Genomic DNA, 25,752 nt, shown 5'->3' with positions numbered 1-25,752 from the left:
CTCCTGAACATGTCAGGAGCCGTTAATGACCCGCGCGCCCAGACGTCAGCGGCGGATAAGCACAGGCATTAGCGGGTAAAGGCGTACACCTCGCCGCCGTTGGCCTGCAACAGCAGCTTGCCGCCGGCAACCACCGGATTGCTTTGCAAGCCGGAGCTGTCCACCTTAACCTGCGCGACAAAACGTCCGTCGTCGGTATTGATCCAGTGCATATAGCCCTCCGAGTCGCCAACGACGATATACCCGTCGAACAGCACCGGCGACGTCAGGTTGCGGTGCAGCAGCTCGCTTTGGCGCCACAGGGTAACGCCGCCCTGGGTATCCAGCGCAATCAGGCGATCGTCCTGATCGACCAGGTAAATGCGGCCGCCTTCGACGATAAGATCGTTGACCGAACCGATTTCACGGCGCCAGATAATTTGCCCGGAACGCAGATCCAGCGCCGCCAGGTTGCCGTTATAGGCCAACGCGTAGACCACGTTATTGACCACCACCGGCGTCATGTTGACATCACCGAGACGCGCGATTTCCGTCGCGCCGCTCGGCTGGGAAATACGCTGCTGCCAGATCAGCTGGCCCTGGGTCATCATCACCGCGCTGACCCGGCCGTTATCGCCGCCGACGATGGCCGCGCCAAACGCCGGCGTCGGCGCCGATTCGCCGCGCAGGGTCAGCGGCGGCATATCGAGGTTAACCGTCCACTTCACGGCGCCGTCGGTTTCGTTAAGACCCTGCAGCATGCCGTTGCTGGTATGGACCAGCACCAGGCCGTCGCTGACCACCGGCGTCGACAAGGCTTCGCCCGCCACCTTGGCCTGCCAGGCGATGGTGCCGTCCTCGGCGTTCAGCGCATAGACCTGGGCCTTTTCGCTGCCGACGAAAACATGCCCGTTGGCCACGGCCAGGCCGCCGGATAACAGCGCGGGAAGATTACGCGACAGGAAGCCGGTCTTTTCCGACAGGTCCACCGACCAGATTTCCTTGCCGGTATCAATATCCATCGCGGTTACGGTACCGCGGCGGTCCGCGGCGAACACGCGGTTATCCTGCCAGGCGGGACGCAGGTTGGAGTAAAACTCGCCGGTACCATTACCGACCGAGCGGCTCCATACCTGGGTAGGCTGAAACTGATTGTCCACTTTCGGCAGCGGGGACATGGTCACCACATCTTCTTCACCGCTAAACCAGGAACAGCCGCTGAGCAAGGCAACGGAAATCAGACCTACGAAAAATGTTTTACGCAATTGCATGGGGTCCCTCTTAGCTGGACAGGTTATTCAGTTTCATGCGCAACAAGGCTTGTAATGCCTGAGGCGGGTTCGCTTTAAGCGCTTTATCGTACGCTTCACGCGCCGCTTGATTATTGCCTTTGATGACCTGCGCGTCGCCACGGGCATCTTCCACTAATGCCGACCAGCCGGCATGCGTTTCTTTTTCCAGGGTCTTCAGCGCGCCGTCGACGTTTTTCGCCTCGATCTGGACACGCGCCAGACGAATGTTTATCAGCGCCTGCAGGTTTTCTTCATTGGTCTGGGTCAGCGCTTTTCGCAGCTGCTTTTCGGCGGCGGCGAAATTACCGTTATCCACATAAAAACGCGCCAGATCCATGGAGGTCAGGGCGCCATAATTATTGTTGTTGGCGTCGGCGAATTTCTGCGCGGCGTCGACGGCGGGCGGGGCGGCGTCGTGGGTCAGCGCCGTGTTCACCTGCTGCCATGACGCAGACGACGCCATCATGGCGTCATTTTGATGGTTATGCCAATAACGCCAGCCCACCAACGCGGCGATACCGATGACCACGCCGATAACCAGCGCTTTACCGTTATCCGCAAAGAACCGACTGAGCGCTTCGCGCTGTTCGTTTTCCGAGCTGTAGACTTCCACGTGGTCCTTCTCCTTAACCTAATATCGATGCCAGGCGCGCCGCGACATCGCTTTGCGCCAGCGTTTCCTGGTCGCCCGTGGCCAAATTCTTCATCACCACCTGTTGGGCGGCGACTTCGTCCTCACCGAGCACCAGGGCCAGGCGCGCGCCCCATTTGTCGGCCCGGCCGAACTGCTTCTTAAAATTACCGCCGCCGTAATTGGTCATTAACCGCAGGTCGGGCAAGGCGTCGCGGATTTGCTCCGCCAGCGCCATTGCCGCGCCCTGGGTCTCATTGCCGGAGGAAATGAGGTAGACATCCACCACCGCCCTGGGCTTGAACTGCGGGTTCGCTTCCCGCACCAGCAGCACCAGGCGCTCCAGCCCCATGGCAAACCCTACCGCCGGCGTGGCGCGCCCGCCCAGTTGCTCGACCAGCCCGTCGTAACGGCCGCCGGCGCAGACGGTGCCCTGCGCGCCAAGGCTGGTGGTGACCCATTCAAAAACGGTACGGTTATAATAATCCAGGCCGCGCACTAAACGCGGATTAACCGTATATGGGATACCGGCCCGCGCTAAAAGTTCACACAGGCCGTCAAAGTGTTCGCGCGACTCGTCGTCAAGGTAGTCGGTCAAGACCGGCGCATCGTTCAGCAAGGCCTGGATGTCGGCATTTTTGGAGTCAAGTACGCGCAGCGGATTGGTATGCATGCGCCGGCGGCAATCATCGTCCAGCGCCTCCTCATGCTGCTCGAGGAAAGCCACCAGCGCCTCGCGATACCGCGCGCGCGCGTCCAGCGAGCCGATGGAATTCAGTTCCAGCGCCACATGTCCGTCGATGCCCAGCGCCCGCCACCAGCGCGCGGTCAGCAAAATCAGCTCCGCATCGACATCCGGCCCCGCCAGGCCGAACACCTCGACGCCCAGCTGATGGAACTGGCGATAGCGGCCTTTTTGCGGGCGCTCATAGCGGAACATCGGGCCAATATACCACAACCGCTGTTCCTGGTTGTACAGCAAGCCGTGTTCAATCCCCGCGCGCACGCAGCCCGCCGTGCCTTCCGGGCGCAGCGTCAGGCTTTCGCCGTTGCGATCCTCGAAGGTGTACATCTCTTTTTCCACGACATCGGTTACCTCGCCGATGGCGCGCTTGAACAAGGGCGTCTGCTCAACGATGGGCAGGCGGATTTCGCTATAACCGTAACCGGCCAGGACGTTCTTAAGCGTGCCTTCAATGCGCTGCCAGACAGCCGTATCTTCCGGCAAATAGTCGTTCATGCCGCGAATGGCCTGGATGTTCTTTGCCATGTCGATTCTCTTCGGGTTTTGAGTTACTTATCAATCAAATTAACGGTAATGCGATTGCTTTCATCAAGCATTGCCGCCTTAGCGCGAATTTTAGCCTCGAGCTGATCTATCATCTGCTCGTTATCAAAACGATCCCGCTGGCGCACGCCGTCTTCATAGAAACCGCTTTTATTATGGCCGCCGGTAACGCCGATGGTCGAGACCAGGGCTTCGCCCGGACCGTTGACCACGCAGCCGATAATCGAGATGTCCATCGGCGTGACAATGTCCTCCAGGCGCTGTTCGAGGGCGTTGACGGTGCCGATGACATCAAACTCCTGCCGCGAGCAGGTCGGGCAGGCGATAAAATTGATGCCGCGCGCGCGGATGCGCAGGGACTTGAGGATATCGAATCCCACCTTCACTTCCTCAACCGGGTCGGCCGCCAGCGAGATACGCAGGGTGTCGCCGATGCCCTCGCTCAGCAGCATCCCCAGGCCGATGGCGGATTTCACCGAGCCGCTGCGCATGCCGCCCGCTTCGGTAATGCCCAGATGCAGGGGCTGCTCGATGCGCGCGGCCAGCAGGCGGTAGGACTGCACCGCCAGGAAAACGTCGGACGCCTTGACGCTGACCTTAAACTGGTCGAAATTCAGTTTTTCCAGGATATCCACATGGCGCATGGCCGATTCCAGCAGGGCCTCGGGCGTGGGTTCGCCATACTTTTCCTGGATATCCCGTTCCAGCGAGCCGGCGTTGACGCCGATGCGGATCGGGATGTTTTTATCGCGGGCGCAGTCCACCACTGCGCGGATGCGCGCCTCGCTGCCGATATTGCCGGGGTTGATGCGCAGGCAATCGACGCCGTACTCCGCCACTTTCAGCGCGATGCGGTAATCAAAATGGATATCGGCCACCAGGGGAACATTGACCTGCTGCTTGATAAGCCGGAAAGCCTCCGCCGCATCCATGGTGGGCACGGAAACGCGCACGATATCGACGCCCACGCGCTCAAGCGCCTGGATTTGTTTCACCGTCGCCGCCACGTCGGTGGTGCGGGTATTGGTCATCGACTGCACGGCAATAGGCGCGCCGTCGCCGATGGGCACGTTGCCTACGTTAATCCGGGTCGATTTGCGGCGGTTAATGGGTGCTTTATTATGCATTATGTTCTCTCCATAATTGCCGAACAGAAGCTTAGTTAGCCGCTATTGTAAATCGGGCAACCTGGTTTGACCTGACATAACGGCTAAGATCAACCGGCTTGCCCTGGAACTCAATCTGTACCGCGGCCGGCGCGCCGATTTTCAATTTATAGGGGGCCTGACCCGCCAGGTTAAGCTTGCCGCCGCTGCGCTGGGTGCCGCTGAACAGCTTCTTGCCGCTGGCATCCGAGACTTCGAGCCAGCAATCCGCGGTAAAATTCATCACCAGTCCGCCGCCGGCGGTGGTGTCGGACGGCGCCGGCGCGGGCTGTGATTCAGCCGGGGCGGGCGTGGGGGCGGAGCTTGCCGTGCTGTTGGGGGCCGGCACGGCCGCGCCCTGGGGCGTGGCGGGCTGGGGCGTGGCGGGCTGCGCCGCGGCGGGCGACTGGGCTAGCGGCACCGAATGTGCTTCGCTCTCCGCAGGCTGGTCGGCGGGGGGTTGCCCCACCTCGTCGGTGGACGTATTATCGCCGCCGTTCTGGGTGGCGGCGGTATTATCGCTATCCGCCCCCGTCGCAAGCCGGTTGGAGGACTGATCGGCCATATCGGTAATATCCTGCTGCTGCGCCTGGTGATTTTGCCACCACCACGCACCGGTCAGGCCGATGACCACGAATAAAATCAGCCAGGTGAACCCCATCAGCCAGCCGTCCCGCTTTTTGCGGGTTTTCCCGAGGGAAAAACTCTGCATCGGAGCAACCTTCGAGGCCCGGATCGGCGCCTGTTTCGCCATCATCGGCAGGAGTTCTTCCTCAGAGACATGGACCAATCGGGCATAGGAGCGGATGTAGCCGCGTAAAAAGGTCGAGGCCAGGTTGGGGTTGGCTTTATCCTCTTCTATTTCCCTGACGGTAGTGACCTTCAGGCACAGGCGTTCCGCCACGGCCTGCTGGCTCAAACCCATTTGTTCACGGGCCTGACGCAGGCGTCCGCCTGTCGTCGTCGGTACTGCTTGATCTTGGAGGGCTTCAGTATTCATTAGCTAGGAACTGCTGGTACTGTTTAGATTGTGGAAAACTTCGCGCAAGCCGTGCGCCATAACGTTGTACGTCATTCTGGCGTCCCGCTAACGCAGCGAAACGAATCTGTAACCATAAACTTTCAGCGCTTGCCGGAAGAATATGCTGATAAACATCCAATAATAGTTGTGCTTTGTCGCCTTTCCCTTCACTGAATTGCCGGTCTGCTTCCGCCAGCAAAGGCACGCCTTTCTCCGGATCGTATTTTAGCGCGCGGCTGAGCAACGTCCGCGCCTCTTCTTTTTGGCCGGCCTTATAAAAGCAATAACCGGCGTTTTCCAGGCTGTCGGCAACCAGACCATAATCCGCCGCTTGCGCCGCGGCGGCAAACTGTTGTTGCGCCGGTACATACTGCCCTAAACTACATAAAAACGCACCGTAATTATTCAGAACAGTGGCGTTTTGCGGCGCCAGTTTCAGCGCCAGCCGGTAACGGCTGTCAGCGGCGTCGTTTTCACCGACCCGCTGCTCATAAAGCGCCATGCCCAGCTGCGTACGGTAATCGTCCGGCGCCGCTTTGACCGCCTTGGCGAGATTTTGCCGCGCCGCGTCAAGGTTATTGGCGGCCAGGTACTCCATGCCCAGCTGCAAACGCGTTTGCGCGGACTGGGCGGAAACATCGGTCGGCGGTTTTTCGCCGGCGCATCCATTCAATAAGGCAATAACCACTACTGCTGCTATCCCACTTAACCGCGTCAGCGTCATGCTTGTTCCCTTTATCCTGTTCTGTGAGCGTCCATGCCGTTAATCAAGGCGCGCGGACTCAATCCCGATGCCGTTTCCCGGCGTCAAACCGCCTTGACGTCAATCGGCTGGCCCGCCATACGCTTGCGCAGCGTTCTTTTGGTGCGATCGATGACGTCGCCGGCCAGCTGGCCGCAGGCGGCGTCGATATCGTCGCCCCGGGTCTTACGCACGATCGTGGTAAAACCATATTCCATTAATACTTTTGAAAACCGATCGATGCGGCTGTTGGAACTACGGCCGTAGGGCGCCCCGGGGAAGGGATTCCAGGGGATCAGGTTGATCTTGCACGGCGTGTCTTTCAGGCATTCCGCCAGCTGGTGGGCATGTTCAGTGCCGTCGTTGATATGATCCAGCATGACGTATTCCACCGTGACCCGTCCCTGGTTGGCATTGGATTTATCCAGGTAACGCCGCACCGAGCCGAGGAACGTTTCGATATTGTACTTTTTATTAATCGGCACGATTTCATCACGGATGGCATCGGTGGGCGCGTGCAGGGAAATAGCCAGCGCCACGTCAATCATTTCACCGAGCTTATCCAACGCCAGCACCACGCCCGAGGTCGACAGCGTCACCCGGCGCTTGGACAGGCCGAAGCCAAAATCGTCCATCATGATTTCCATCGCCGGCACCACATTGTTGAGGTTCAGCAGCGGTTCGCCCATGCCCATCATCACCACGTTGGTGATCGGACGCTGGCCGGTGACGCCGACGGCGCCGATAATCCTGGCGGCGCGCCATACCTGGCCGATAATTTCCGATACGCGCAGGTTGCGGTTGAACCCCTGCTGGCCCGTGGAGCAGAAAGTGCATTGCAGCGCGCAGCCCACCTGCGACGACACGCACAGGGTGGCGCGATCGTCTTCCGGGATATAGACCGTTTCCACCTGCTGGTCGCCGACCTTGATGGCCCATTTGATGGTGCCGTCGGTGGAGCGCTGCTCGGTCGCCACTTCGGGCGCGCGGATTTCGGTCAGCTCTTTTAACCTGGCGCGCAAATGTTTGTTGATGTCGGTCATCTGGTCGAAATCATCGCAGCAATAGTGATACATCCACTTCATCACCTGATCGGCGCGAAAGGGTTTTTCACCCAGGCCGGCGAAGAATTCCCGCATCTGCTGGCGGTTCATGTCCAGCAGGTTCAGTTTTTGATGGGCGGACGCGCCAGCCGGTGGCGCCGATGCGGGCGCGTCGGACAAGGCGTCCGAGACTGCCGCGGTGATAAGTTGTTCTGACATAATGTAGAAATGCCTCGTTATTACACGTTATGGCGTGGAAAAGATAAAAAAAGCCCCGGAGAGAGTGCGGACTAACTCCTCGTCAACTCCTGATCCGGGGCGCATTGGAAATAGATTTTAGCGCAGAGCCGCGCGGCTTAAAAGCATAAGCCCGGCTTTTTTATCGATAATGCGCGACGCTTAGCGTGTGCGCGGGCAGATTTCGTCATCACTGAAGAAATAAGCAATTTCCCGCGCGGCGGATTCCGCCGAGTCGGAACCATGCACCGCGTTTTCGGTAAAGCTGTCTGCGTAGTCGGCGCGCAGGGTGCCGGCCAGGGCGTTGGCCGGGTTGGTGGCGCCCATGATGTCGCGGTGACGGTGCACGGCGTTTTCACTTTCCAGTATTTGGACCATAACCGGTCCGGAGATCATAAAACCCACCAGTCCATCAAAGAAGGGTTTGCCCTGGTGCTCGGCGTAAAAACCTTCAGCCTGTTCGCGGGTAAGGTGCAACATTTTTGCTGCAACCAGAGTAAAACCGGCGCTTTCATAACGGTTAAAAATCGCGCCAATGGCATTCTTTGCCACCGCATTGGGTTTTAAGATGGATAAAGTACGTTCTATCGACATTATGACCTCTATGTTACACAGCAATGGAAGACCGGGTTAATCAGTTGTTATACCGGCCTGTTTAAGTGGCGCAGATTATAGGGATCGGACAGCCGCTTGCCTACCAGAAATGCAACATTCCATTAAAAAAAATGCAGCTTATTCCCTACTTTTCAAGGGGCTATTCTATTTTCCATAAATAAAAAATAAATTCTAGCGTAATTTTCATCCAACCGGCGAGATTGTCCCGCCGGGACGCCGACGTGGGCTAAGTGCTTGAGGCCGACGCAATTTATGCGCAGGACGTTAACATTATCATCGGGACGAAAACGCGTCCTATCCGTCATTTTCCGCGTTTAGGCCGTGCAAAGCCGGTTTCGGCGCCGGCGTGCGGATAACGGCGGCGGCCAGCGCCGTCTTCCTCTTGTCCGGCGCGGAAAAATCGCTGACAATGCCGGTTATCTTACCGCTGCGCGGCGGGCGCCTCTGCGCCCGCCGGGCCGTTACCGGAGAGCCCGCATGAATTCATCCCTGTTTGTTGCCCCAGACTGGCTGGCCGAGCGCCTGGACGATCCCGAGGTAAGGGTTATCGATGCCCGTATGCTGCCGCCAGGCTACCAGGGGCCGCGCGACCTTTATCAGGAGTATCTCGACGGACATTTGCCGGGGGCGGTTTTTTTTGATGTGGAAGCCCTCTCGGACAACGCCAGCCCCCTGCCCCATATGCTGCCGCGCCCGGAGGATTTTGCCCGCGATATGGCGCAGTTGGGCATCAGCGATGACCAGCACCTGGTGATTTACGACGACGGCTCGCTGTTTTCCGCGCCCAGGGTATGGTGGATGCTGCGTATTGCCGGCGTCGGACAGGTGTCGTTGCTGGCGGGCGGACTGGCGGGGTGGCGGCAGGCCGGCCTGCCGCTGGCGCAGGGTCCGGTGCCCGCGGCGCCGGGCGTCTTTACGGGCCGGTTTGCCGCGGATAAAGTCCGGGATATAGCCCAGATGCGGCGCCTCATCGCCGGACGGTCGGCGCAGATTGTCGATGCCCGCCCCGCCGCCCGCTTCAGCGGACAGGCGCCTGAACCGCGTCCCGGCCTGCGCATGGGCCATATCCCCGGCAGCGTCAATGTGCCCTGGAACACGCTGGTGGCGGACGGGCGGTTAAAATCCGCTGACGCGCTGCGGGCGCTGTTCGCCGATGCGGGGGTGGATTTGCGCCGGCCGCTGGTGGCCAGCTTGCGGGTCCGGTGTTACCGCCGCGGTGGTGGTGCTGGCGCTGACGGCCCTGGGGGTGGAGGATGTGGCGCTGTACGACGGGTCCTGGAGCGAATGGGGCGGTCGGGACGATGTCCCCGTCGCCGGCTGAGTTGGCGTGACGTCCGAAACGGGCATGGCGGGCAGGGAGCATAACGCGTAGCGCGCCGGCAGTGTTTTGCCGTCACAGGCGGCGTCCCCGGCGCGGGGACGCGATGTCAATGTTTGCCGCTGTCGCGCACGGTACGCAGCCAACTGCCCCATTTGCGCTCGTAAAACGGCGTAATATGATGGATAAAGTAGTGGCTGATGCCCGGTTCATCCTGTCCGACCAGGCAGATATCCACCGGCTCCTCGTCCGGCGCGGTATCGGTGGCAACCCGTCCCACCGCCTGGATGGTCGCTTCCTCATCGCCCTCGCACTCCAGCCCAATCAGCCAGTGCGGCTTCTCCTGCGGGGAGTCCTGCACCTGGACGACAAACGCCCGGCGCACCTGCTTGATATCCGCGAATAGCCGGGTGAGCGAGTCGATCATCTGCGCGGGTTTTTCCGCCGGATCGCTTAGCGTAATACGCATTTCACCCTCCAGGATCTCCCGCTCGGTCAAGGCGTCGCCTTCATTCATCATCAGGGCGGTAATTTCATCCGGCCCGAAGGCTTTGCCGTACGGCAGCTTAGGGTTCAGGAACAGCTCCGCACCGGCGGTCATGGCAAACAGGGTGCGGGCGGGCAGCGCCAGGAACGGCTGGGTCTGGCTCACGGCCTGTTGCAGCGCGTCAAGTGAGGTAAAAAAAGGAATGGCGGTGGTGCCGTCCGGTTTTTCCCAGTGCTGCAAATTGACCGGCTGTTCCCCGTCGTGGCGGGCGGCGCCGGCAATCCAGCCATCCCCCGCGTCGCCGAGGACATACACCGTGGATTCCAGCAACAGGCTGAAAAAGGCCGGACGATGGGCCGGCTCGTTGGCCGCCAGCGCCAGCGCCTGTTCCAGCGCATTATCGAGGGATGCTTTCATGACGTATTTCCTGCAATCACGTCCCGGCCGCCGGCAGGGTCACCGCACGGCGGCCAGGGAAAACCAAAGCGACAGCATAACCGGCCTCAGGGCCGCCGGTGTGCCGCCAAATGCCCTATTATTCCGCCGCCTGGGCCAGCAACAGGTTGGCCAGGGTGCGGACGCCCAGTCCGGTGGCGCCGGCCGACCACTGGTCCACGGCGCTCTTGCGATAGGTCGCGGAACAGTCGATATGCAGCCAGCCCTGACGGTAGTTTTCGACAAAGTGCGACAGGAACGCCGCGGCGGTGCTGGCGCCGGCGCTATGCGCCGCGCCCGCCACGTTGCTCAGGTCGGCGAAATTGGACGGCAGCTGCGCGCGATGGAACTCCGCCAGCGGCAGGCGCCAGAACGGTTCGTTTTCCGCCGCCGCGCTCTCCAGCAACGATTGGGCCAGGACATCGTCGAAGCTGAACAAGGCGTGGAAATCATTGCCCAGCGCGGTCTTGGCGGCGCCGGTCAGCGTGGCGCAGTCGATGATAATGCGCGGTTTTTTCGCCGACGCGTCGATCAGGCCGTCCGCCAGCACCAGCCGCCCCTCGGCGTCGGTATTCATCACCTCGACGCTCTTACCGTTACGATAGCGGATGATATCGCCTAACTTGAAGGCGTTGCCGCTGACCATATTATCGGCGCAGCACAGATAAAGACGCACGCGCTGTTTCAGGCCGCGGGCGATGGCCAGCGCCAGCGCGCCGGTCACCGTGGCCGCGCCGCCCATATCGGACTTCATCGAATCCATAAAGCTGCTGCCTTTCAGGCTATAGCCGCCGGTATCGAAGGTAATGCCTTTCCCCACCAGGCAGGCCAGCACCGGCGCGTCGGGATTGCCGCCCGGGTTATAGTCCAGCGACAGCAGCACCGGCTGGCGATCGGAACCGCGGCCGACGGTATGCAAGCCCATATAGTTTTTGTCGCGCAAATCCTCGGCCTTGGTGATCTTATAGCTGATGTCGTCGCAGGCGACGGAGCACATGATATCCACCGCGCGCTGCGCCAGCTGTTCCGGCCCCAGCTCTTCCGCCGGGGTATTAATAGTGTGGCGTACCCAGTCGATGATCTTCAGCCGGTTATCCAGCTCCAGCCTGGCCGCGGCGTCAAGCTCGGGCCAGGATACCTCGCGCTGTCCCTTCGGCCCGCGATAGCCTTGCCAAAAGGACCAGCAGCCCTCGAGATCCCAGAGTTCACCGTCGAGGCGCACATGCCTGACGCCCTGCCCGTCGATTTTGCGCGCCGCGCGCTGGATCGCCGCCAGACGGTTTTCGCCCGTCAGGTGGATGGTCATGCCGCGATCGTTCACGCTCAGCAGCGCTTTTTCGCCCCAGCGGGCGTCGGCGGGGGTGGTTGCCAGCATCACCGGCATCGCTTCGGTTGTCATAACCAGGCTCCTAGAGTTTTTATGTTTAATCCCATGCCGTGCGTATCCCGCGCGGTGACGGTTAATCGTGATTTGACAGGATATTACCTGAAAGGGCGGACGTTATCACCGGCCAGGATGACCAGCCGGGATGACAAGGAGATGACAGGAGCCGCTTAGCGGCGGACCCAGTCGGCGCCGCTGCGCTGCGCGCCCTGTTTGTACATGCCCCACTGCGGCGAAAGCTCACGCAGGCGGCCGATGGCCTGATGCACCACCTGGATGGCGTAGTCGATCTCTTCCGCAGTGGTATAACGCCCGAGCGAAAAACGAATGGAGCTGTGGGCCAGCTCGTCTTCCACGCCCAGGGCGCGCAGCACGTAGGACGGCTCCAGGCTGGCGGACGTGCAGGCGGACCCGGACGACACCGCCAGATCCTTTAACGCCATGATAAGCGATTCGCCATCCACGTAGTTAAAACCGACGTTAAGAATATTTGGCGCGCCCTGCGCCAGGTCGCCATTGAGATAGATTTCCTCGATATCCTTCAGCCCTTGCCACAGGTGGTCGCGCAGAGCCCGCAGGCGAGGCGTTTCGGTAGCCATTTCTTCTTTGGCGATGCGGTAGGCCTCGCCCATGCCGACAATCTGGTGCACCGGCAACGTGCCGGAACGCATGCCGCGCTCATGGCCGCCGCCATGCATCTGGGCGTCAATGCGTACCCGCGGCTTACGGCAAACATACAGCGCGCCGATGCCTTTCGGCCCATAAATTTTATGGCCGGAAAAAGACATCAGATCAACGTGCAGTTGGCTGAGATCGATAGGCAGCTTGCCGACGCTCTGGGTGGCGTCCACATGCAGCAGTATGCCGCGGCTGCGGCACAGCTCGCCGAGCGCGGCGATATCCTGTATCACGCCGATTTCGTTGTTGACGTGCATGATGGACACCAGGATGGTGTCGGCGCGCATGGCGTCCTGCACCTGTTGCAGCAGAATAATACCGTTGCGCTGCGGCGCCAGGTAAGTGACCTCGAAACCCTCGCGCTCAAGCTCGGCGCAGGTATCAAGCACGGCTTTGTGTTCGGTTTGACTGGTGATGATATGGCGGCCTTTCCCTTGGTGAAAGGTGGCCGCGCCTTTGATCGCCAGGTTATCGGATTCTGTCGCGCCGGAGGTAAACACGATTTCGCGCGGGTCGGCGCCCACCAGCTCGGCTATCTGGTTGCGCGCAATGTCCACCGCTTCTTCGGCCTGCCAGCCAAAACGGTGCGAGCGGGAAGCGGGATTGCCGAAAGTACCGTCCATGGTGAGATACTGCATCATTTTTTCAGCCACACGCGGATCGGCTGGCGTGGTGGCGGAATAATCCAGGTAGATCGGTAGTTTCATTGCTCATATGCCCCTGAAACACTGCGTATATCGCAGCCGTCGTATTTCTGCTTATGCGCGCAGATTAACGTTAATGGTTTCCTGTATACGTCCGTTGGCGGTAGCGGTGCGGCGGATATCGTTGTTTTGCCGATCGGCCACGTCCAGGACTTCTTCGTTATTGACCAGTTCGGCCAGAGAGATATTATTGAGGAAATCACTGATGCGCACGCTGAGATCGCGCCACAGGGTGTGGGTCAGGCAGCGTTCGCCGTTTTGACAGGCTTCTTTTCCCTGGCAACGGGTGGCGTCGACGGATTCATCGACCGCGGTGATAATGGCGCCGACGGCAATCTGATCCGCCGCCTTGCCCAACAGATAACCGCCGCCCGGTCCGCGCACGCTGGCCACCAGGTCATGCTTGCGCAAGCGGGAAAACAGCTGTTCGAGATAAGAGAGGGAAATGCCCTGGCGTTCGGAAATTTCAGCAAGGGGAACTGGCCCCTCGTTGGAATGCAGCGCAACGTCGAGCATGGCGGTAACCGCATAACGGCCTTTGGATGTCAGTCTCATAATGGTGGTCCCGGTGGGTGAAATATCGTAAAAGTCTGCCATTCCTGACTAATTTAGTCAACTATTTAACCAACCGTTTTACTCAAGTATTCCCGTCCGATATCACAGTGTCCCGTCATGAGACCTATGCTGTTGCTCGATGGAGGTCAGGATGCCGCGCAGTATATGCAGCTCCTGGCTTTCCGGCCGGGCGCGGGCAAACAGGCGGCGCAGCTTGTTCATCACCTGCCCCGGATGCGCCTTGCGGATAAAACCGGTCTGGTCCAGCACCTGCTCCAGATGCTGGTAAAACCGTTCCAGCTCATCCACCAGCGGGTAAGGCGACGGTTCGTGGTTTTCCGGCACGCCGGCCTGCTGGCGCTCGAGAAAGGCAATGCGCACCTCATAGGCCAGGATCTGCACCGCCATCGCCAGGTTTAAGGAACTGTACTCCGGATTGGCCGGGATCTGCACATGAAAATGGCATTTTTGCAGTTCGTCGTTGGTCAGGCCGACGCGTTCGCGGCCAAACAGCAGCGCCACGGGCGCATGCTCGCCTTCCTGCACGCATTTCACGCCGCATTCGCGCGGCTCCAGCATCGGCCAGGGCAAGGTGCGCGAGCGGGCGCTGGTGCCGACCACCAGGCTGCAGCCGGCCAGGGCTTCGTCCAGGGTATCGACGAGGGTGGCGTTGCCGATGATGTCGCTGGCGCCGGCCGACAGGGCAATGGCCTGCGAATCGGGTTTCGTCAGCGGATTGACCAGGTACAGGTTGCTTAATCCCATGGTTTTCATGGCCCGGGCGGCGGAACCGATATTGCCGGTATGGGAAGTTTCAACCAGGACGACGCGGATATTGTGCAGCATAGACTTTCAAGGCAAAGGAATTATGGTCAATAGTTTATCACAGCCGTAGGCATATTGCTGGCGCTCTGCTATAATCTGCGCCGTTTTAGTTCTTTAACATCTTAGTGGACGATATCCATGCATCCGATGCTCAACATCGCCATTCGCGCTGCGCGAAAGGCGGGTAATTTAATTGCCAAACATTATGAAACCCCCGATGCCGTCGAAGCCAGCCAGAAAGGCGATAATGACTTCGTGACCAACGTCGATCGCGAGGCGGAACGTTTAATCATCGAAGTTATCCGCAAATCTTATCCCCAGCACACCATCATCAGTGAAGAATGCGGCGAACTGGCAGGCGAAGACCCCGATGTACAATGGATTATCGACCCACTGGATGGCACCACCAATTTTATCAAGCACCTCCCGCATTTCGCCGTGTCCATCGCCGTGCGCATTAAAGGCCGCACCGAAGTGGCCGTGGTCTACGATCCCATGCGCAACGAACTGTTCACCTCCACTCGCGGCCAGGGCACCCAGCTGAACGGCTATCGCCTGCGCGGCAGCACCTCCCGCGATTTGGAAGGGGCGATCATCGCCACCGGTTTCCCGTTTAAGCTAAAACAGCACTCCGCCACCTATATGAACCTTGTCGGCAAGCTGTTCAAGCAATGCGCCGATTTCCGTCGCAGCGGTTCCGCCGCGCTGGATCTGGCCTATGTGGCGGCCGGCCGGGTAGACGGTTTTTTTGAAATTGGCCTGAAACCCTGGGACTACGCCGGCGGCGAGCTGCTGGTGCGTGAAGCCGGCGGCCTGGTCACCGATTTTGTCGGCGGCCATAACCATCTGGTCTCCGGTAACCTGGTGGCGGGCAACCCGCGCGTGGTCAAGGCCATGCTGGGCGCGATGCGCGAAGAACTGAGCGACGCGTTAAGGCGTTAAGCGCCATCAGCTTCACTGGCTGAAAGGCCGGATGCCGATCGTTGGCGCATAGTGCGCGCCGGCGAAGAGCACCGCGCCGGCAACGATCAGCGCCATGCCGCCGGCGAGGGATAATGCCGCCCAGGCGGCAGCGCGCGCAGCGCCGCCTGCGTGCCTGCGAGTCAGGTGTTCGGCATAACGGCGCCCGAAAAATACCAGCAGCGATACCAGCAACAGCGTCAGCGACGTCCCCGCCGCCATCACCAGCGCCGACAGCACACCCCACAGATAAACCCCCAGCACCTTGGCAAACAGCAGCACCATTACCGCCCCGGAACAGGGACGCACGCCCATGGCCAGCACCACCGCCAGCCGGGTACGCCAGCCCTCCGCAGAGACCAGCTCCTCATCGCCGGGCAGATGGCGGTGGCAGCAGCCGCCATGATGGTGATGATCGCCCGGCCCGCCGCCCCCGGAGGGCAAATAAGTCAGCCGGGGATAATACGCCAGCGGCAGGGCCCGCCCGCGGGTAGCGTAGCGCCGGCTCAGCGTCCGCCATAGCCGCAGGCCCGCCCGGCGGCACAGCATTACGCCCGCAAGGATCATCAGCAGATAACCGGCCCGCTCCAGCCACGCTTCGCTCAGATGCAGAACCCCGGAGGAGAGCCGCAGCGCCACCAGCACCAGCGTCACCAGCGCAATCGCCATGGCGCCCTGCAGCAGCGAGGCCGCAAGCGTCATCGTCAGGCTGAGTTTTAAGCGCGCGGGATGGGTGGAAAGATACGTGGTGATAACCACCTTGCCATGTCCCGGGCCGACCGCGTGCAGTATGCCGTAGGTTAGGCTGAACAGCAGCAGGGCGCCGCCGTATCGCCCGGGATCACGCTGCACCTGCTGCATCAGCTGGGCCAGCTGCTGATGCAACTGACGCTGCCACTCGATGCTTAGCGTCATGATGTTGGCCCAGTGCAACGATATCCAGCCCAGCGCGCCCAGCAACGCCAGCAAAAACAACCAGAACGGCCACAGACCGAACCAGGGATTGGGCTCCGGCGCTTGGCCGGTTCGCATCCTTAATGACATTGCAGCGTCACCCGCTGGGCAAACTGTTTGCCCAGCGCCATATCGACGTCCGGCGCCGCCGCTTTATCCAGCGACAGCGCATAGCGCTGCAGCGCCGCGTTGGGGACGGGGGTCATCAGGTCGATGGCGCACCGCGCGGCCAAATCCGGCGGCAGGCTGACGGCCTGTTTATCCGCATAGGTCATATCGACAAAATAGGTAGGATCAAAGGTGGAAAACACGATGGGCGCCCCTTTCAGCTCCGGCGGATGCGCCAGCGGCAGCACAAATACCAGCCGCGCCTTGAGTCCATTGCGCTCCAGATGATATTCCGTGGGCAGGTTTTCAAATTTCACCGCCTTGCCGTCCCGGTACACTTCCGTGAAATAGTGCTGGCCCAGCACATTGGCCATAATCTGCGCCGCCAGCTTTTTCCAGATCACCGAATCCGGTTTGGCGTCGCCGGCGTCATAAAATACATCGGCTGAGGTGATCTCATCCATGGTCCAGGTCATCTTCAGCCCGGTAAGCCGCTCGTCTTGCGCCAGGATGTCTGTTTTCATATCGATAAAACTATGTGGATGAGCATATACCGGCCGGCAAAAACCACCGGCGACGGCCAGAAACAATCCGAGGGGCAACCGCCGGCATGGCGTATTACCCCTGTCTTTACCCATGTTGCCACATAACATTTTGCCGTCCTGTTATTCCCCGGGAAGATGCTAGCGGAAATCCGGAACGCGCCGCAAGACATTTTCGGTCAACTTTGCATAACCGGCGGAACGATTAGGAAGGCTAAAGTGTGACCGGGCTTAAAGCCCGCAAACAAAATAGGCTGTAATCTCACTTAGGGAAATTGTTTCGCTATTATTAGCTGTATTCCTTAACGTAAGGGCATCACATCTATGAGCCTGAACACCCCAGAGGTGCCAGCGCTTTCAGGTCCACAACGCCGTAGCCATTTGCTTTTGATGCTTTTTGCGCCCGTGCCGTCATTGTCATTGGCCGCCCTGGCCCGTTATAACGGCGAGGATTTGCCCACGACACGGCGCGATCTGGCTCATATAGAGAGCGAGATCCGACGCATATACCATCTTCAGCTGATTGCGCATCATGACGGCAGCTACCGGATCGAAGGCACAATCCTGAACCAGCGCCTATGCCTGATAGAAGGCATGCGCCGGGCCTTACGCCTGTGCGCGGACAAAGTAACCCGCTATTTCCTGCCGTTGCAGGAACAGCTCTGGTCCCAGGCTCCCGCCGCTTTTCAGGCAAGCGCGCTACAAATAGACGAACTGGTTGAGCGGTTCACGGTGCTTATCGATCGCCCCGCCGCCCCGTATGACCGGGCTTTTCTCGCGATTTATCTGCGCTATATCCTTTGTCAGTGCCCGTTGGCCGATCATCCTGAATTCAACCAGCATCAGCAGCAGTGGCTGCGGCAAAAAGCCGAGTATGCCGCCGTGACGGACATGTTCCGCCATTGGCCGGTCCCTCCCGCCGAACTATTGTGCCTGACGCTCCTGTCGCGGATGCTGAAAACCCCGCACCGCGCCCGTTCGCCTTCCGGCGAGGACCGGCAGTTACTGCACGAGGTGGAGGAACTGGTCAAACGCTTCGAGCAACTGGCCGGCATGAGTTTCAATGAGCCGGAAATGCTGGCCGGCCAGCTGTTTTCACATCTCAGCGCGGCCCTGGAGCGCTGTCATTTTCACGTGGGCATCGACAACAGCCTGCAAATGGAGGTGGAGGAGAAATACCCGCGGCTGCTGCGCACCGCCAAGACGGCGGTTATGCCGTTTGAGGCCGCCTATCGCATTCGTTTTTCGCGTGAAGAGATGGGATTGATTGCGGTCATTTTTGGCGCCTGGCTGATGCAGGACAATGATTTGCAGGAAAAACAGGTGGTGATCCTGACCAAAAGCGGCGGCGAGCAGGAGAAGTTGCTGGAGCTGCAGATCCGCGAGTTAACCCTGCTGCCCCTGAATATCAAATTCCAGGCCCTGGCGGAATTCCAGGCGCAAGGCGCGCCCAAAAACACCGTTCTGGTGGTGACCTCGTTCGCCATGCCGCTGCCGCTGTTCTCCCCGCCGTTGATGCTGGTGCGCCTGCCGCTGGCGCAAAGCCAGCAAGAGCGCATCCGCCAGCTTTTGGAAACCCCGGGCACGGCCGGCAACTGCTGAGACAGATTCACACCGAACGCAAAGCAGACGCGTTAAGAGGCGAATTGGGCGTGGTTTTCCGCACGACGGGGTAACCGTCTTGCAGGTCCAGGGGTCTGTCCGGTTATGATCCCATTATTATTGTCAAATGGCTGGTGCGTACGCAGCACGCCCTAACAGAGATAGACGCACTTTTTCTACCGCATTTAAATGTAAAGCGGCCAGCCTTGGCGGGGATTTCGCCGGCGGCTTGCGAGGGTTTATGTCGCCTCGGCGAAGGTATCGCTTGCCATGGGTTAGCTTGCGGCAGGGCATATGTCGTCACGGAGGAGGTTTCGCTTGCCTGGCCTGGCCTGGCGTTAGCTTGCGGCAAGGCTTATGCCGTCACGGGGGAGGTTTCGCTTGCCGTGCGTGCGGTGGTTATATATAACGCCGGATGCCGGCAAGCGACAAAGAGGCCGTACCGCGACGGCCTCCTTGACCTCCGCGCGCCCGGCAGATCGTGCGCCGCTGCGCGGTTCCCGGCATCACTCCTCCCGGCTTATGGACCGCCCGGCATGCGTTCCAGACGCAGGCCGGGCTTTCGCCGCTCCCAGCGGCTCATCCAGCCGCGATGCGCGCCGCCGGCGCACTCTATGCCGGCATCAGGTCAACACCATCGCCTGAAAGCAATAAGGCGTTTTGGGGTTCTTAGTGCTATGTACTTACCGGGAAGAATATCGGTATTAATTTTGGGCTAATTTGGATAAGGCTCGCAGCCTGCTATCTGTTACTCACTGCCGCACATTTATGCCAGACGCCTGTCTACATGGTTGTATGGTTATATGACTATAATTGCCGGCGGCATGACTACTGGCTGTATGACTCCATGACGGCTGAATGTGTGAATGCTGGCTACATTGCATTAGCGTATGACTGCTAATTGCTGACTGCATGTATAACTGACCTGTCGCAGTGCCTTTTACATTTACCAATGATTACCCGCTTCTCTGTCTAACTATACCTTTCCCTTACCTTCCACTGAGCCCACAGCGGCGCTGGTGTACTATAAATCACATCGCTGACCGCGACATAGGTCCCGGCATAAAGCGCGCTGACGGCGGCTGTGCCCCCGGCATGAGCCGCCGGGAGCGGCGAAAGGCCCGTTGCGCCGGGAGCGCATAACGGGCCGGTGCATCACGGGGGCATGGGCGGCGGAAGGCATCGCGCAGCGACGCGCGACCTGCCGGGCGCGCGGAGGTCAAGGAGGCCGTCGCGCTACGGCCTCTTTGTCGCTTGCCGGCACCCGGCTCCATATAACCACCGCACGCACGGCAAGCGAAACCCACGCCGGGGCGACATAAGCCCTGGCACATGCTAACGCAAGGCAAGCGAAACCAACGCCGCAGCGACATAACCGTGGCGACATTCACCTTAACGGGTAGCCAATATTGCATACCCTTCTTGCAAATGGCGCGTTAAAGGGAGAGCGTGCCAACACCGAACTCAAAGCAGACATTTTCAAGGGAGAGCGTGCCAATAGGGCCGAATCGGGCGTGGTTTTCACGCCCGACCGGGCGCCCCATGGCACGATAGGCCCGCCAACACGATATTCAAACCAGACGTATCAACGTGAGCGCGGGCCTGGGGGGCTATCAGGCATAAACCGGATAGCGCGCGCAGATATCCAGCACTTTCTTTTTAGTGCGCTCGATAACCGCTTCGTCATGGATGCTGTCCAGAATATCGCAAATCCAGCCGGCCAGCTCGCGCACCTCCTGCTCGCCGAAACCGCGCCGGGTGACCGCCGGCGTGCCGATACGGATACCGGAGGTGACAAACGGACTCTTAGGATCGTTTGGCACGGCGTTCTTGTTCACGGTGATATTCGCCCGTCCGAGCGCGGCATCGGCTTCTTTACCGGTCAGGTTTTTGTCCACCAGGTCCAGCAGGAACAGATGGTTATCGGTACCGCCGGAAACAATGTTGTAGCCGCGTTCCAGGAACACCGCCACCATGGCCTTGGCGTTCCTGGCCACCTGCTGCTGGTAAATACGGAACGCCGGCTCCATCGCTTCTTTCAGCGCCACCGCCTTGCCGGCGATCACATGCATCAACGGCCCGCCCTGCCCGCCCGGGAAAACGGCGGAATTGAGCTTCTTATACAGTTCTTCGCTGCCGCCCTTGGCCAGGATCAGGCCGCCGCGCGGACCGGCCAGGGTTTTATGGGTCGTGGTGGTCACCACATGCGCGTGAGGCACCGGGTTCGGATAGACATCGGCGGCGACCAGGCCGGCCACATGGGCCATGTCGACAAACAGGTAAGCGCCCACTTTATCGGCGATTTCACGCATCTTAGCCCAATCGACAATACCGGAATAGGCGGAAAAACCGCCGATAATCATCTTCGGCTTATGCGTTTCGGCCAATTGCGCCAGCTCCGCGTAATCGATATGGCCGCTCTCATCAATGCCGTAAGGAATGATGTTATACAGTTTGCCGGAAAAGTTAACCGGCGAACCATGGGTCAGGTGACCGCCGTGGGCCAGGTTCATGCCCAGCACCGTATCGCCGGGCTGCAACAGCGCGGTATAGACGGCAAAGTTGGCCTGCGACCCGGAATGCGGCTGCACGTTGGCATAATCGGCGCCGAACAGCTCCTTGGCGCGATCGATGGCCAGCTGCTCGACGATATCGACAAATTCGCAGCCGCCGTAATAACGCTTGCCCGGATAACCTTCGGCATATTTATTGGTCAACTGGGAGCCTTGAGCCTGCATGACGCGCGGACTGGTGTAGTTTTCCGAGGCAATCAGTTCAATGTGCTCTTCCTGGCGCACCACTTCCTGCTCCATTGCCTGCCATAATTCGGCATCATAATCTGCAATGTTCATATCACGCTTTAACATCCGCTTCTCCTGGCTCAGCTGGCATCGCTGTGGGGTGAAAAAAAAGATTGTAAGAATCCGTTGACGCTATGGCGATAGTGTAAACTTTTTTGCCCCTGCTCCGATAGGGCCCGCGCCGGTTTTTAAGCAAACGATTCCGTCGCCGCGCGCCCATAAGGGCGGGCACGCGCGGGTCGCAAGGGGATTGGGATTTTTTTTCATGCCGGCGGGGAATTTTTTCATGACCACGGGACTCCCCGCCCAGCGGTATATGCCGCGGGCGCGGGAATAACGGCGGGCGTCAGATCGCTTCTTCGTCCTGCTCGCCGGTGCGGATACGCACAACGCGCGCAACGTCGAAAACAAAGATTTTACCGTCGCCGATTTTACCGGTCTGGGCGGTATGCATGATGGTATCGACGCAGCTGTCGACGATATCATCGGCCACCACCAGCTCGATTTTTACCTTGGGCAAAAAATCCACCATATATTCCGCGCCGCGATAAAGCTCGGTATGGCCTTTCTGGCGCCCGAAACCTTTCACCTCGGTGACGGTCATGCCGGTGATGCCGACTTCCGCCAACGCCTCGCGCACATCGTCCAGTTTGAACGGTTTGATAATTGCATCGATTTTTTTCATCGTAAAACCTTTTTCAGGCAGCCCGGCGACGCCGGCCGCGCAGCATGGATAAAAAGAGAGCCAACTTAGGCTTTAAAGTCGTTAGCGTCCAGCTCGTGACGAGACAAAAGCTTATAAAATTCAGTGCGGTTACGTCCGGCCATACGCGCCGCCTGAGTAACGTTACCTTTGGTGATCTGCAATAATTTACGCAGATAATGTAATTCAAATTGCAATCTGGCCTCAACAAACGTCGGCAAGACGGTATTTTCCCCCTCCAGCGCCTGCTCCACCAGCGCTTCGCTGATGACCGGGGCCGACGTCAGGGCCACACACTGTTCTATCACGTTAACCAGCTGACGTACATTGCCAGGCCAACTGGCCGCCATCAGCCGTTTCATGGCATCGGTGGAAAAGCTGCGTACAAACGGCTTATGGCGCAGCGCCGCCGCCCGCAGCAAATGATTGGCCAGCACCGGGATATCCTCGGCACGCTCATGCAGCGCCGGCAATTTCAGGCTGACCACATTCAGGCGGTAATACAAATCTTCGCGAAACCCGCCTGCGGCCATCACCTTGGGCAGATCGCGGTGGGTGGCGGAAATGATCCTGACGTCGATATCCACATCCCAATTGCTGCCCAGCGGGCGAACTTTGCGCTCCTGCAGGACGCGCAACAGCTTGACCTGCAAGGATAGCGGCATATCGCCAATCTCGTCCAGGAACAGCGTCCCGCCCGCGGCCGCCTGGAACAAACCCTCCCGGCTGCTCACCGCGCCGGTAAACGCCCCTTTGGCATGCCCGAACAGCTCCGACTCCAGCAACTGCTCCGGCAACGCGCCGCAGTTAATGGCGATAAAAGGATGTTTGGCGCGGGGGCTGGCGGCATGGATCGCCTGCGCCAGGATCTCCTTGCCGGTGCCGCTCTGGCCGTTAATCAGCACGCTGACATCCGACTGCGCCACCATTTTAGCCTGCTCCAGCAGCCGCAGCATGAGGGGACTGCGGGTGACGATTGACTCGCGCCAGCTGTCGTCGCCCGCCGGCATCGACAGTTGCAGGGCATGATCGATAGCCTGGTATAAGGCATCCCTGTCGACGGGTTTGGTCAGGAAACTGAACACGCCTTTTTGCGTGGCGGCTACCGCATCGGGTATGGAACCATGGGCGGTCAGGATGATCACCGGCATGCCGGGCTGATGGCGCTGGATCTCGCCGAACAGCGCCAGCCCGTCCATTTCGTCCATGCGCAGATCGCTTATCACCAGATCGATTTTTTCCCGCGCCAGCACGCGCAGGGCGTCCTGGCCGCTTTCGGCGGTGGTGACGGTAAATCCTTCGCTGGTCAGGCGCATGCCCAGCAGTTTCAGCAGGCTGGTATCATCGTCGACCAATAATAAATGGGCGGTTTGATGTTGGCTCATTATTTACCGGTTCCCTGTTGTGGTCCGGCGGCGCCATGGCCCGCGGCGGCGTCCGGCGCGTCGTTATCGTCGTTGTCGGGCATATCCGGCGACAGCTGCTTGCGGGAGGATAACCGCTGCTCGATTTCCGTCAGGTTTTGCAGTTTGCGGGTGGTCACGTCCAGCTTACGCTGCAGCTCCATCTGCTGGATGCGCAGCATGTCTATCTGGCTGGCGCTGGTTTCCTGCTGCCGCTGGCTGCGGCTGCGCTCCTCCGCCAGCATCAGGCGCAGCGCCTGCTGCTGGCGCCACATTTTAAACAGCGGATAGATCGTCGCGGGAAATTGGGAACGGAATTCCAACAGGTGCTGATAAGACTCGCGCCGTTCAATCACGCTGATGCCGGCTGAATTGAGCAAAATACTCTGCCTGAAGGCGTCATGCCAGGTCTCGCCCGACTGATGCCCGGCTTCGGCGCGCGCCTGGGTGGGCGTTATGCGTTCGGCGCACTGCATGGCGCGCAGCCAGTACCCGGGGTCGGCCAGGGTGGATTCTGCGTCGGTTTGCCAGAGTTCGTTGCATTCGGCGGCGAAACGGTTCGGCGGCGAGACCTGCTGCACCTGGGCCGTGGAAGAGCCGGCCACATCGCGGTGAGCGGGATAACCATGGCATCCCGCCAGCAGCACGGGCAGCAGGCATACCGGCCTGAACAGCCCGCGTATTGATGCCGGCGGCAAGGAAAAGCGAATCAGGCGATTAAAGCTTAGCGTCAATCTGCCCATCGCCGGTGCGGTACGTAACATCATTATTATTCATTCTCGGCGGTTAAGGGTAATTCTATCCGAAAGCAGACCCCGGCATACTCCACCGTCACCAGGTTAAGCTCGCCGTTCATCCTGCGGATACAATCACGCGCGATGCTTAATCCCAGGCCGCTGCCTTTAACCGCGCCCTTGCGTTGAACGCGGCCCTGGTAAAACGGCTCGAAAATCATGGTTTGCTCCGCCGGCATGATCGGCTCTCCGCTGTTGGCGATGTCCAGGATAAGGCGACCGGACGAAGTGCGGCTGCGGATCCAAATGTTACCGGATTCCGGGCCATAGTGCACCGCATTGGAGTAGAGATTGTCCAGCACGCGCATTAACAGCACCGGCTGCGCCCTGACGCGTTCGCACTCCAGCGCCACCAGGGTATGGATGTCCTTGGCGCGGGCCGGCAGGCTATGGGCGGTAATAACCCGCTCGATCATGGCGCCGAGAGCGATATCTTCATAGTCCGCCGGACTGTCGGCCAGTTTGCGATTGTAGTCGAGCAGCTGTTCGATCAGTAGTTGCAAGTGACGGCTGCTGCTGTCCAGGATGGCCACCACGTCCTGCTGATCCGGCGTCAGCGGACCGGCCACCTCGTCCGCCAGCAGCGCCGTGCCCTCGCGCAGGCTGGCCAGGGGCGTTTTCAGTTCATGGGAGATATGGCGTAAAAACTCATGGCGCTGGGATTCCAGCCAGGACAATCGTTCGTTAAGCCATAAAATGCGCTGCGCCAGCGACTGGATTTCACGCGGGCCGGTAAAAGAGACCCAATCGTCCAGGGGCCGTCCCTGCCCAAGCCGGTTAATCATTTTTTCGACCCTTTTCACCGGACCGATAATCATGCGGGTAAAGAGGATCACCAGCACCAGGCTAAACATAAACAGCAGCAGTGCCTGCCAGCCGAAAAAACGGCCGCGCTCGGCGATGGCCCGCTGCAATTGCTGGCCGCGGGTAAAAATATCATTGCGCGTGGCCTGCACCATATCATTGTTGGCATGGGAAAAATCCCTCAGCAAGGCGGACGCCTGCGCATTCGGTCCGCTGTTTTCGCATTGAATGGCGGCGAGCTGGTCCAGCAGTTGGGTAAGCCGCTGATAATAGCGTTGATCGGGCAGCATGCCGGCGCGGACGTTGAGGATTTGGGTATATTGCCGTCGCTGGTTTTGGTAAAGGGTGACCAGGGTTTCATCGTCGAGCACGCAATACTGGCGATAGCTGCGCTCCATCTCCAGCGCCACGCTGCCCATGGACTCGATGCGCCGGGCGTCCGACAGCGTGGTACGGTTGATATCCGCCGCCTGCTCGCTAAGATTATCCAGGCTTTGCCAGGCCTGGTAAGCCAGTAACAGCAGGGGCAGCAGCACCAGCGTAAAGGCCAGGATCACCAGTTGCCGCAGAGATCGGGGAAAGGGACGCCACGTCTTCAAAAAAATCATCCTGTGATTGCCGACAAAGTCTTTGCCGATGCTATCCGGTTCGGTGGCTTGAAGAAAGCATAAAAAAAGCACTTGGCCCGCGGGCAAGTGCTTT

22 protein-coding genes and 1 pseudogene are annotated in these 25,752 nt (G+C 59.7%); 3 read left to right on the top strand and 20 right to left on the bottom strand.

Features of this window, described 5'->3' with window-relative positions; genetic code table 11:
* Positions 1–68: 68 nt before the first annotated feature.
* The 8 genes from bamB to ndk form a co-directional block, all read right to left on the bottom strand.
* Positions 69–1,250 carry an outer membrane protein assembly factor BamB gene (gene bamB, locus ACL2XF_RS01485; RefSeq protein WP_410014011.1) on the bottom strand — a complete coding sequence of 394 codons (1,182 nt, stop codon included), beginning with the start codon at positions 1,248–1,250 and terminating at the stop codon, positions 69–71.
* 10 nt (positions 1,251–1,260) lie between these two features.
* Positions 1,261–1,884 (bottom strand): YfgM family protein, encoded by a 624-nt coding sequence (locus tag ACL2XF_RS01480; protein ID WP_413727860.1) that lies wholly within the window; start codon positions 1,882–1,884, stop codon positions 1,261–1,263.
* Between the two features lie 13 nt (positions 1,885–1,897).
* Positions 1,898–3,172 (bottom strand): histidine--tRNA ligase, encoded by a 1,275-nt coding sequence (gene hisS, locus ACL2XF_RS01475; RefSeq protein WP_413727859.1) that lies wholly within the window; start codon positions 3,170–3,172, stop codon positions 1,898–1,900.
* A 23-nt stretch (positions 3,173–3,195) separates the two neighbouring features.
* Positions 3,196–4,317, bottom strand: coding sequence for a flavodoxin-dependent (E)-4-hydroxy-3-methylbut-2-enyl-diphosphate synthase (gene ispG, locus ACL2XF_RS01470; protein WP_413727858.1), 1,122 nt, complete (start codon positions 4,315–4,317; stop codon positions 3,196–3,198).
* 31 nt (positions 4,318–4,348) lie between these two features.
* Entirely contained in the window at positions 4,349–5,335 is a 987-nt protein-coding gene (rodZ, locus tag ACL2XF_RS01465; RefSeq protein WP_413727857.1) for a cytoskeleton protein RodZ, read from the bottom strand.
* Positions 5,325–6,080 carry a type IV pilus biogenesis/stability protein PilW gene (pilW, locus tag ACL2XF_RS01460; protein WP_410014006.1) on the bottom strand — a complete coding sequence of 252 codons (756 nt, stop codon included), beginning with the start codon at positions 6,078–6,080 and terminating at the stop codon, positions 5,325–5,327. Before pilW ends, rodZ begins: the two co-directional genes overlap by 11 nt.
* Before the next feature lie 83 nt (positions 6,081–6,163).
* A complete protein-coding gene (locus ACL2XF_RS01455; RefSeq protein WP_413727856.1) occupies positions 6,164–7,360 on the bottom strand; it encodes a bifunctional tRNA (adenosine(37)-C2)-methyltransferase TrmG/ribosomal RNA large subunit methyltransferase RlmN in 1,197 nt (398 codons plus the stop codon).
* Positions 7,361–7,540: 180 nt separating this feature from the next.
* On the bottom strand, positions 7,541–7,972 hold the full coding sequence (gene ndk, locus ACL2XF_RS01450; RefSeq protein ID WP_413727855.1) for a nucleoside-diphosphate kinase: 432 nt from the start codon (positions 7,970–7,972) through the stop codon (positions 7,541–7,543).
* Positions 7,973–8,470: 498 nt separating this feature from the next.
* Here ndk and sseA point away from each other — a divergent pair.
* Positions 8,471–9,314, top strand: a pseudogene (gene sseA / locus ACL2XF_RS01445) (3-mercaptopyruvate sulfurtransferase).
* Between the two features lie 106 nt (positions 9,315–9,420).
* Here sseA and sseB read toward each other — a convergent pair.
* From sseB to trmJ, 5 genes are all read right to left on the bottom strand, one after another.
* On the bottom strand, positions 9,421–10,215 hold the full coding sequence (sseB, locus tag ACL2XF_RS01440; RefSeq protein WP_410014003.1) for an enhanced serine sensitivity protein SseB: 795 nt from the start codon (positions 10,213–10,215) through the stop codon (positions 9,421–9,423).
* A gap of 118 nt (positions 10,216–10,333) precedes the next feature.
* Positions 10,334–11,632, bottom strand: a complete 1,299-nt coding sequence (gene pepB / locus ACL2XF_RS01435) for an aminopeptidase PepB (protein ID WP_413721178.1) — start codon at positions 11,630–11,632, stop codon at positions 10,334–10,336.
* A gap of 155 nt (positions 11,633–11,787) precedes the next feature.
* Positions 11,788–13,002: an IscS subfamily cysteine desulfurase gene (locus tag ACL2XF_RS01430; RefSeq protein WP_410014001.1), complete on the bottom strand. Its 1,215-nt coding sequence runs from the start codon at positions 13,000–13,002 to the stop codon at positions 11,788–11,790.
* 51 nt (positions 13,003–13,053) lie between these two features.
* The gene (gene iscR, locus ACL2XF_RS01425) at positions 13,054–13,554 is read right to left on the bottom strand and encodes a Fe-S cluster assembly transcriptional regulator IscR (RefSeq protein ID WP_413721180.1); all 501 of its coding nucleotides are present in this window, start codon (positions 13,552–13,554) and stop codon (positions 13,054–13,056) included.
* Between the two features lie 102 nt (positions 13,555–13,656).
* A complete protein-coding gene (gene trmJ, locus ACL2XF_RS01420) occupies positions 13,657–14,400 on the bottom strand; it encodes a tRNA (cytosine(32)/uridine(32)-2'-O)-methyltransferase TrmJ (protein ID WP_410013999.1) in 744 nt (247 codons plus the stop codon).
* A gap of 117 nt (positions 14,401–14,517) precedes the next feature.
* On the opposite strand from trmJ, the gene suhB reads away from it, so the two are divergent.
* The gene (suhB, locus tag ACL2XF_RS01415) at positions 14,518–15,321 is read left to right on the top strand and encodes an inositol-1-monophosphatase (RefSeq protein WP_331122451.1); all 804 of its coding nucleotides are present in this window, start codon (positions 14,518–14,520) and stop codon (positions 15,319–15,321) included.
* 12 nt (positions 15,322–15,333) lie between these two features.
* Here the strand turns inward: suhB and ACL2XF_RS01410 are convergent, their stop codons facing one another.
* Together ACL2XF_RS01410 and ACL2XF_RS01405 are read right to left on the bottom strand one after the other, a co-directional pair.
* Positions 15,334–16,383 carry a nickel/cobalt transporter gene (locus ACL2XF_RS01410; RefSeq protein WP_413727854.1) on the bottom strand — a complete coding sequence of 350 codons (1,050 nt, stop codon included), beginning with the start codon at positions 16,381–16,383 and terminating at the stop codon, positions 15,334–15,336.
* Positions 16,374–17,039, bottom strand: a complete 666-nt coding sequence (locus ACL2XF_RS01405; protein ID WP_413728750.1) for a DUF1007 family protein — start codon at positions 17,037–17,039, stop codon at positions 16,374–16,376. The genes ACL2XF_RS01410 and ACL2XF_RS01405 overlap by 10 nt, the downstream gene beginning before the upstream one ends.
* A gap of 228 nt (positions 17,040–17,267) precedes the next feature.
* Here ACL2XF_RS01405 and csiE point away from each other — a divergent pair, with 228 nt between their 5' ends.
* Positions 17,268–18,545, top strand: a complete 1,278-nt coding sequence (gene csiE, locus ACL2XF_RS01400) for a stationary phase inducible protein CsiE (RefSeq protein WP_410013995.1) — start codon at positions 17,268–17,270, stop codon at positions 18,543–18,545.
* Positions 18,546–20,158: 1,613 nt separating this feature from the next.
* On the opposite strand, the gene glyA is transcribed toward csiE, so the two are convergent.
* The 5 genes from glyA to ACL2XF_RS01375 all read right to left on the bottom strand — a co-directional run bounded on the left by glyA (position 20,159) and on the right by ACL2XF_RS01375 (position 25,658).
* On the bottom strand, positions 20,159–21,412 hold the full coding sequence (glyA, locus tag ACL2XF_RS01395) for a serine hydroxymethyltransferase (protein WP_410013994.1): 1,254 nt from the start codon (positions 21,410–21,412) through the stop codon (positions 20,159–20,161).
* A 280-nt stretch (positions 21,413–21,692) separates the two neighbouring features.
* Positions 21,693–22,031 (bottom strand): nitrogen regulatory protein P-II, encoded by a 339-nt coding sequence (glnB, locus tag ACL2XF_RS01390; protein WP_331122444.1) that lies wholly within the window; start codon positions 22,029–22,031, stop codon positions 21,693–21,695.
* 65 nt (positions 22,032–22,096) lie between these two features.
* Positions 22,097–23,434: a two-component system response regulator GlrR gene (glrR, locus tag ACL2XF_RS01385; RefSeq protein ID WP_410013993.1), complete on the bottom strand. Its 1,338-nt coding sequence runs from the start codon at positions 23,432–23,434 to the stop codon at positions 22,097–22,099.
* Positions 23,434–24,219, bottom strand: coding sequence for a two-component system QseEF-associated lipoprotein QseG (locus ACL2XF_RS01380; RefSeq protein WP_413727853.1), 786 nt, complete (start codon positions 24,217–24,219; stop codon positions 23,434–23,436). The genes glrR and ACL2XF_RS01380 overlap by 1 nt, the downstream gene beginning before the upstream one ends.
* Before the next feature lie 2 nt (positions 24,220–24,221).
* On the bottom strand, positions 24,222–25,658 hold the full coding sequence (locus tag ACL2XF_RS01375; RefSeq protein ID WP_410013991.1) for a sensor histidine kinase: 1,437 nt from the start codon (positions 25,656–25,658) through the stop codon (positions 24,222–24,224).
* Positions 25,659–25,752: the final 94 nt, after the last annotated feature.

The organism is Sodalis sp. RH19, assembly GCF_047324215.1.
Taxonomy (GTDB): domain Bacteria; phylum Pseudomonadota; class Gammaproteobacteria; order Enterobacterales; family Enterobacteriaceae; genus Acerihabitans.
Note: the sequence above shows the minus strand (reverse complement) of the source record. Positions and strands in the feature narration are given on the sequence as shown.

Excerpts from the sequence above, each read along its gene's own strand:
- bamB (WP_410014011.1), bottom strand. The coding sequence starts at position 1,250 with ATGCAATTGCGTAAAACATTTTTCGTAGGTCTGATTTCCGTTGCCTTG.
- hisS (WP_413727859.1), bottom strand. The coding sequence starts at position 3,172 with ATGGCAAAGAACATCCAGGCCATTCGCGGCATGAACGACTATTTGCCG.
- ispG (WP_413727858.1), bottom strand. The coding sequence starts at position 4,317 with ATGCATAATAAAGCACCCATTAACCGCCGCAAATCGACCCGGATTAAC.
- rodZ (WP_413727857.1), bottom strand. The coding sequence starts at position 5,335 with ATGAATACTGAAGCCCTCCAAGATCAAGCAGTACCGACGACGACAGGC.
- pilW (WP_410014006.1), bottom strand. The coding sequence starts at position 6,080 with ATGACGCTGACGCGGTTAAGTGGGATAGCAGCAGTAGTGGTTATTGCC.
- ACL2XF_RS01455 (WP_413727856.1), bottom strand. The coding sequence starts at position 7,360 with ATGTCAGAACAACTTATCACCGCGGCAGTCTCGGACGCCTTGTCCGAC.
- ndk (WP_413727855.1), bottom strand. The coding sequence starts at position 7,972 with ATGTCGATAGAACGTACTTTATCCATCTTAAAACCCAATGCGGTGGCA.
- sseB (WP_410014003.1), bottom strand. The coding sequence starts at position 10,215 with ATGAAAGCATCCCTCGATAATGCGCTGGAACAGGCGCTGGCGCTGGCG.
- pepB (WP_413721178.1), bottom strand. The coding sequence starts at position 11,632 with ATGACAACCGAAGCGATGCCGGTGATGCTGGCAACCACCCCCGCCGAC.
- ACL2XF_RS01430 (WP_410014001.1), bottom strand. The coding sequence starts at position 13,002 with ATGAAACTACCGATCTACCTGGATTATTCCGCCACCACGCCAGCCGAT.
- iscR (WP_413721180.1), bottom strand. The coding sequence starts at position 13,554 with ATGAGACTGACATCCAAAGGCCGTTATGCGGTTACCGCCATGCTCGAC.
- trmJ (WP_410013999.1), bottom strand. The coding sequence starts at position 14,400 with ATGCTGCACAATATCCGCGTCGTCCTGGTTGAAACTTCCCATACCGGC.
- suhB (WP_331122451.1), top strand. The coding sequence starts at position 14,518 with ATGCATCCGATGCTCAACATCGCCATTCGCGCTGCGCGAAAGGCGGGT.
- ACL2XF_RS01410 (WP_413727854.1), bottom strand. The coding sequence starts at position 16,383 with ATGTCATTAAGGATGCGAACCGGCCAAGCGCCGGAGCCCAATCCCTGG.
- ACL2XF_RS01405 (WP_413728750.1), bottom strand. The coding sequence starts at position 17,039 with ATGGGTAAAGACAGGGGTAATACGCCATGCCGGCGGTTGCCCCTCGGA.
- csiE (WP_410013995.1), top strand. The coding sequence starts at position 17,268 with ATGAGCCTGAACACCCCAGAGGTGCCAGCGCTTTCAGGTCCACAACGC.
- glyA (WP_410013994.1), bottom strand. The coding sequence starts at position 21,412 with ATGTTAAAGCGTGATATGAACATTGCAGATTATGATGCCGAATTATGG.
- glnB (WP_331122444.1), bottom strand. The coding sequence starts at position 22,031 with ATGAAAAAAATCGATGCAATTATCAAACCGTTCAAACTGGACGATGTG.
- glrR (WP_410013993.1), bottom strand. The coding sequence starts at position 23,434 with ATGAGCCAACATCAAACCGCCCATTTATTATTGGTCGACGATGATACC.
- ACL2XF_RS01380 (WP_413727853.1), bottom strand. The coding sequence starts at position 24,219 with ATGATGTTACGTACCGCACCGGCGATGGGCAGATTGACGCTAAGCTTT.
- ACL2XF_RS01375 (WP_410013991.1), bottom strand. The coding sequence starts at position 25,658 with ATGATTTTTTTGAAGACGTGGCGTCCCTTTCCCCGATCTCTGCGGCAA.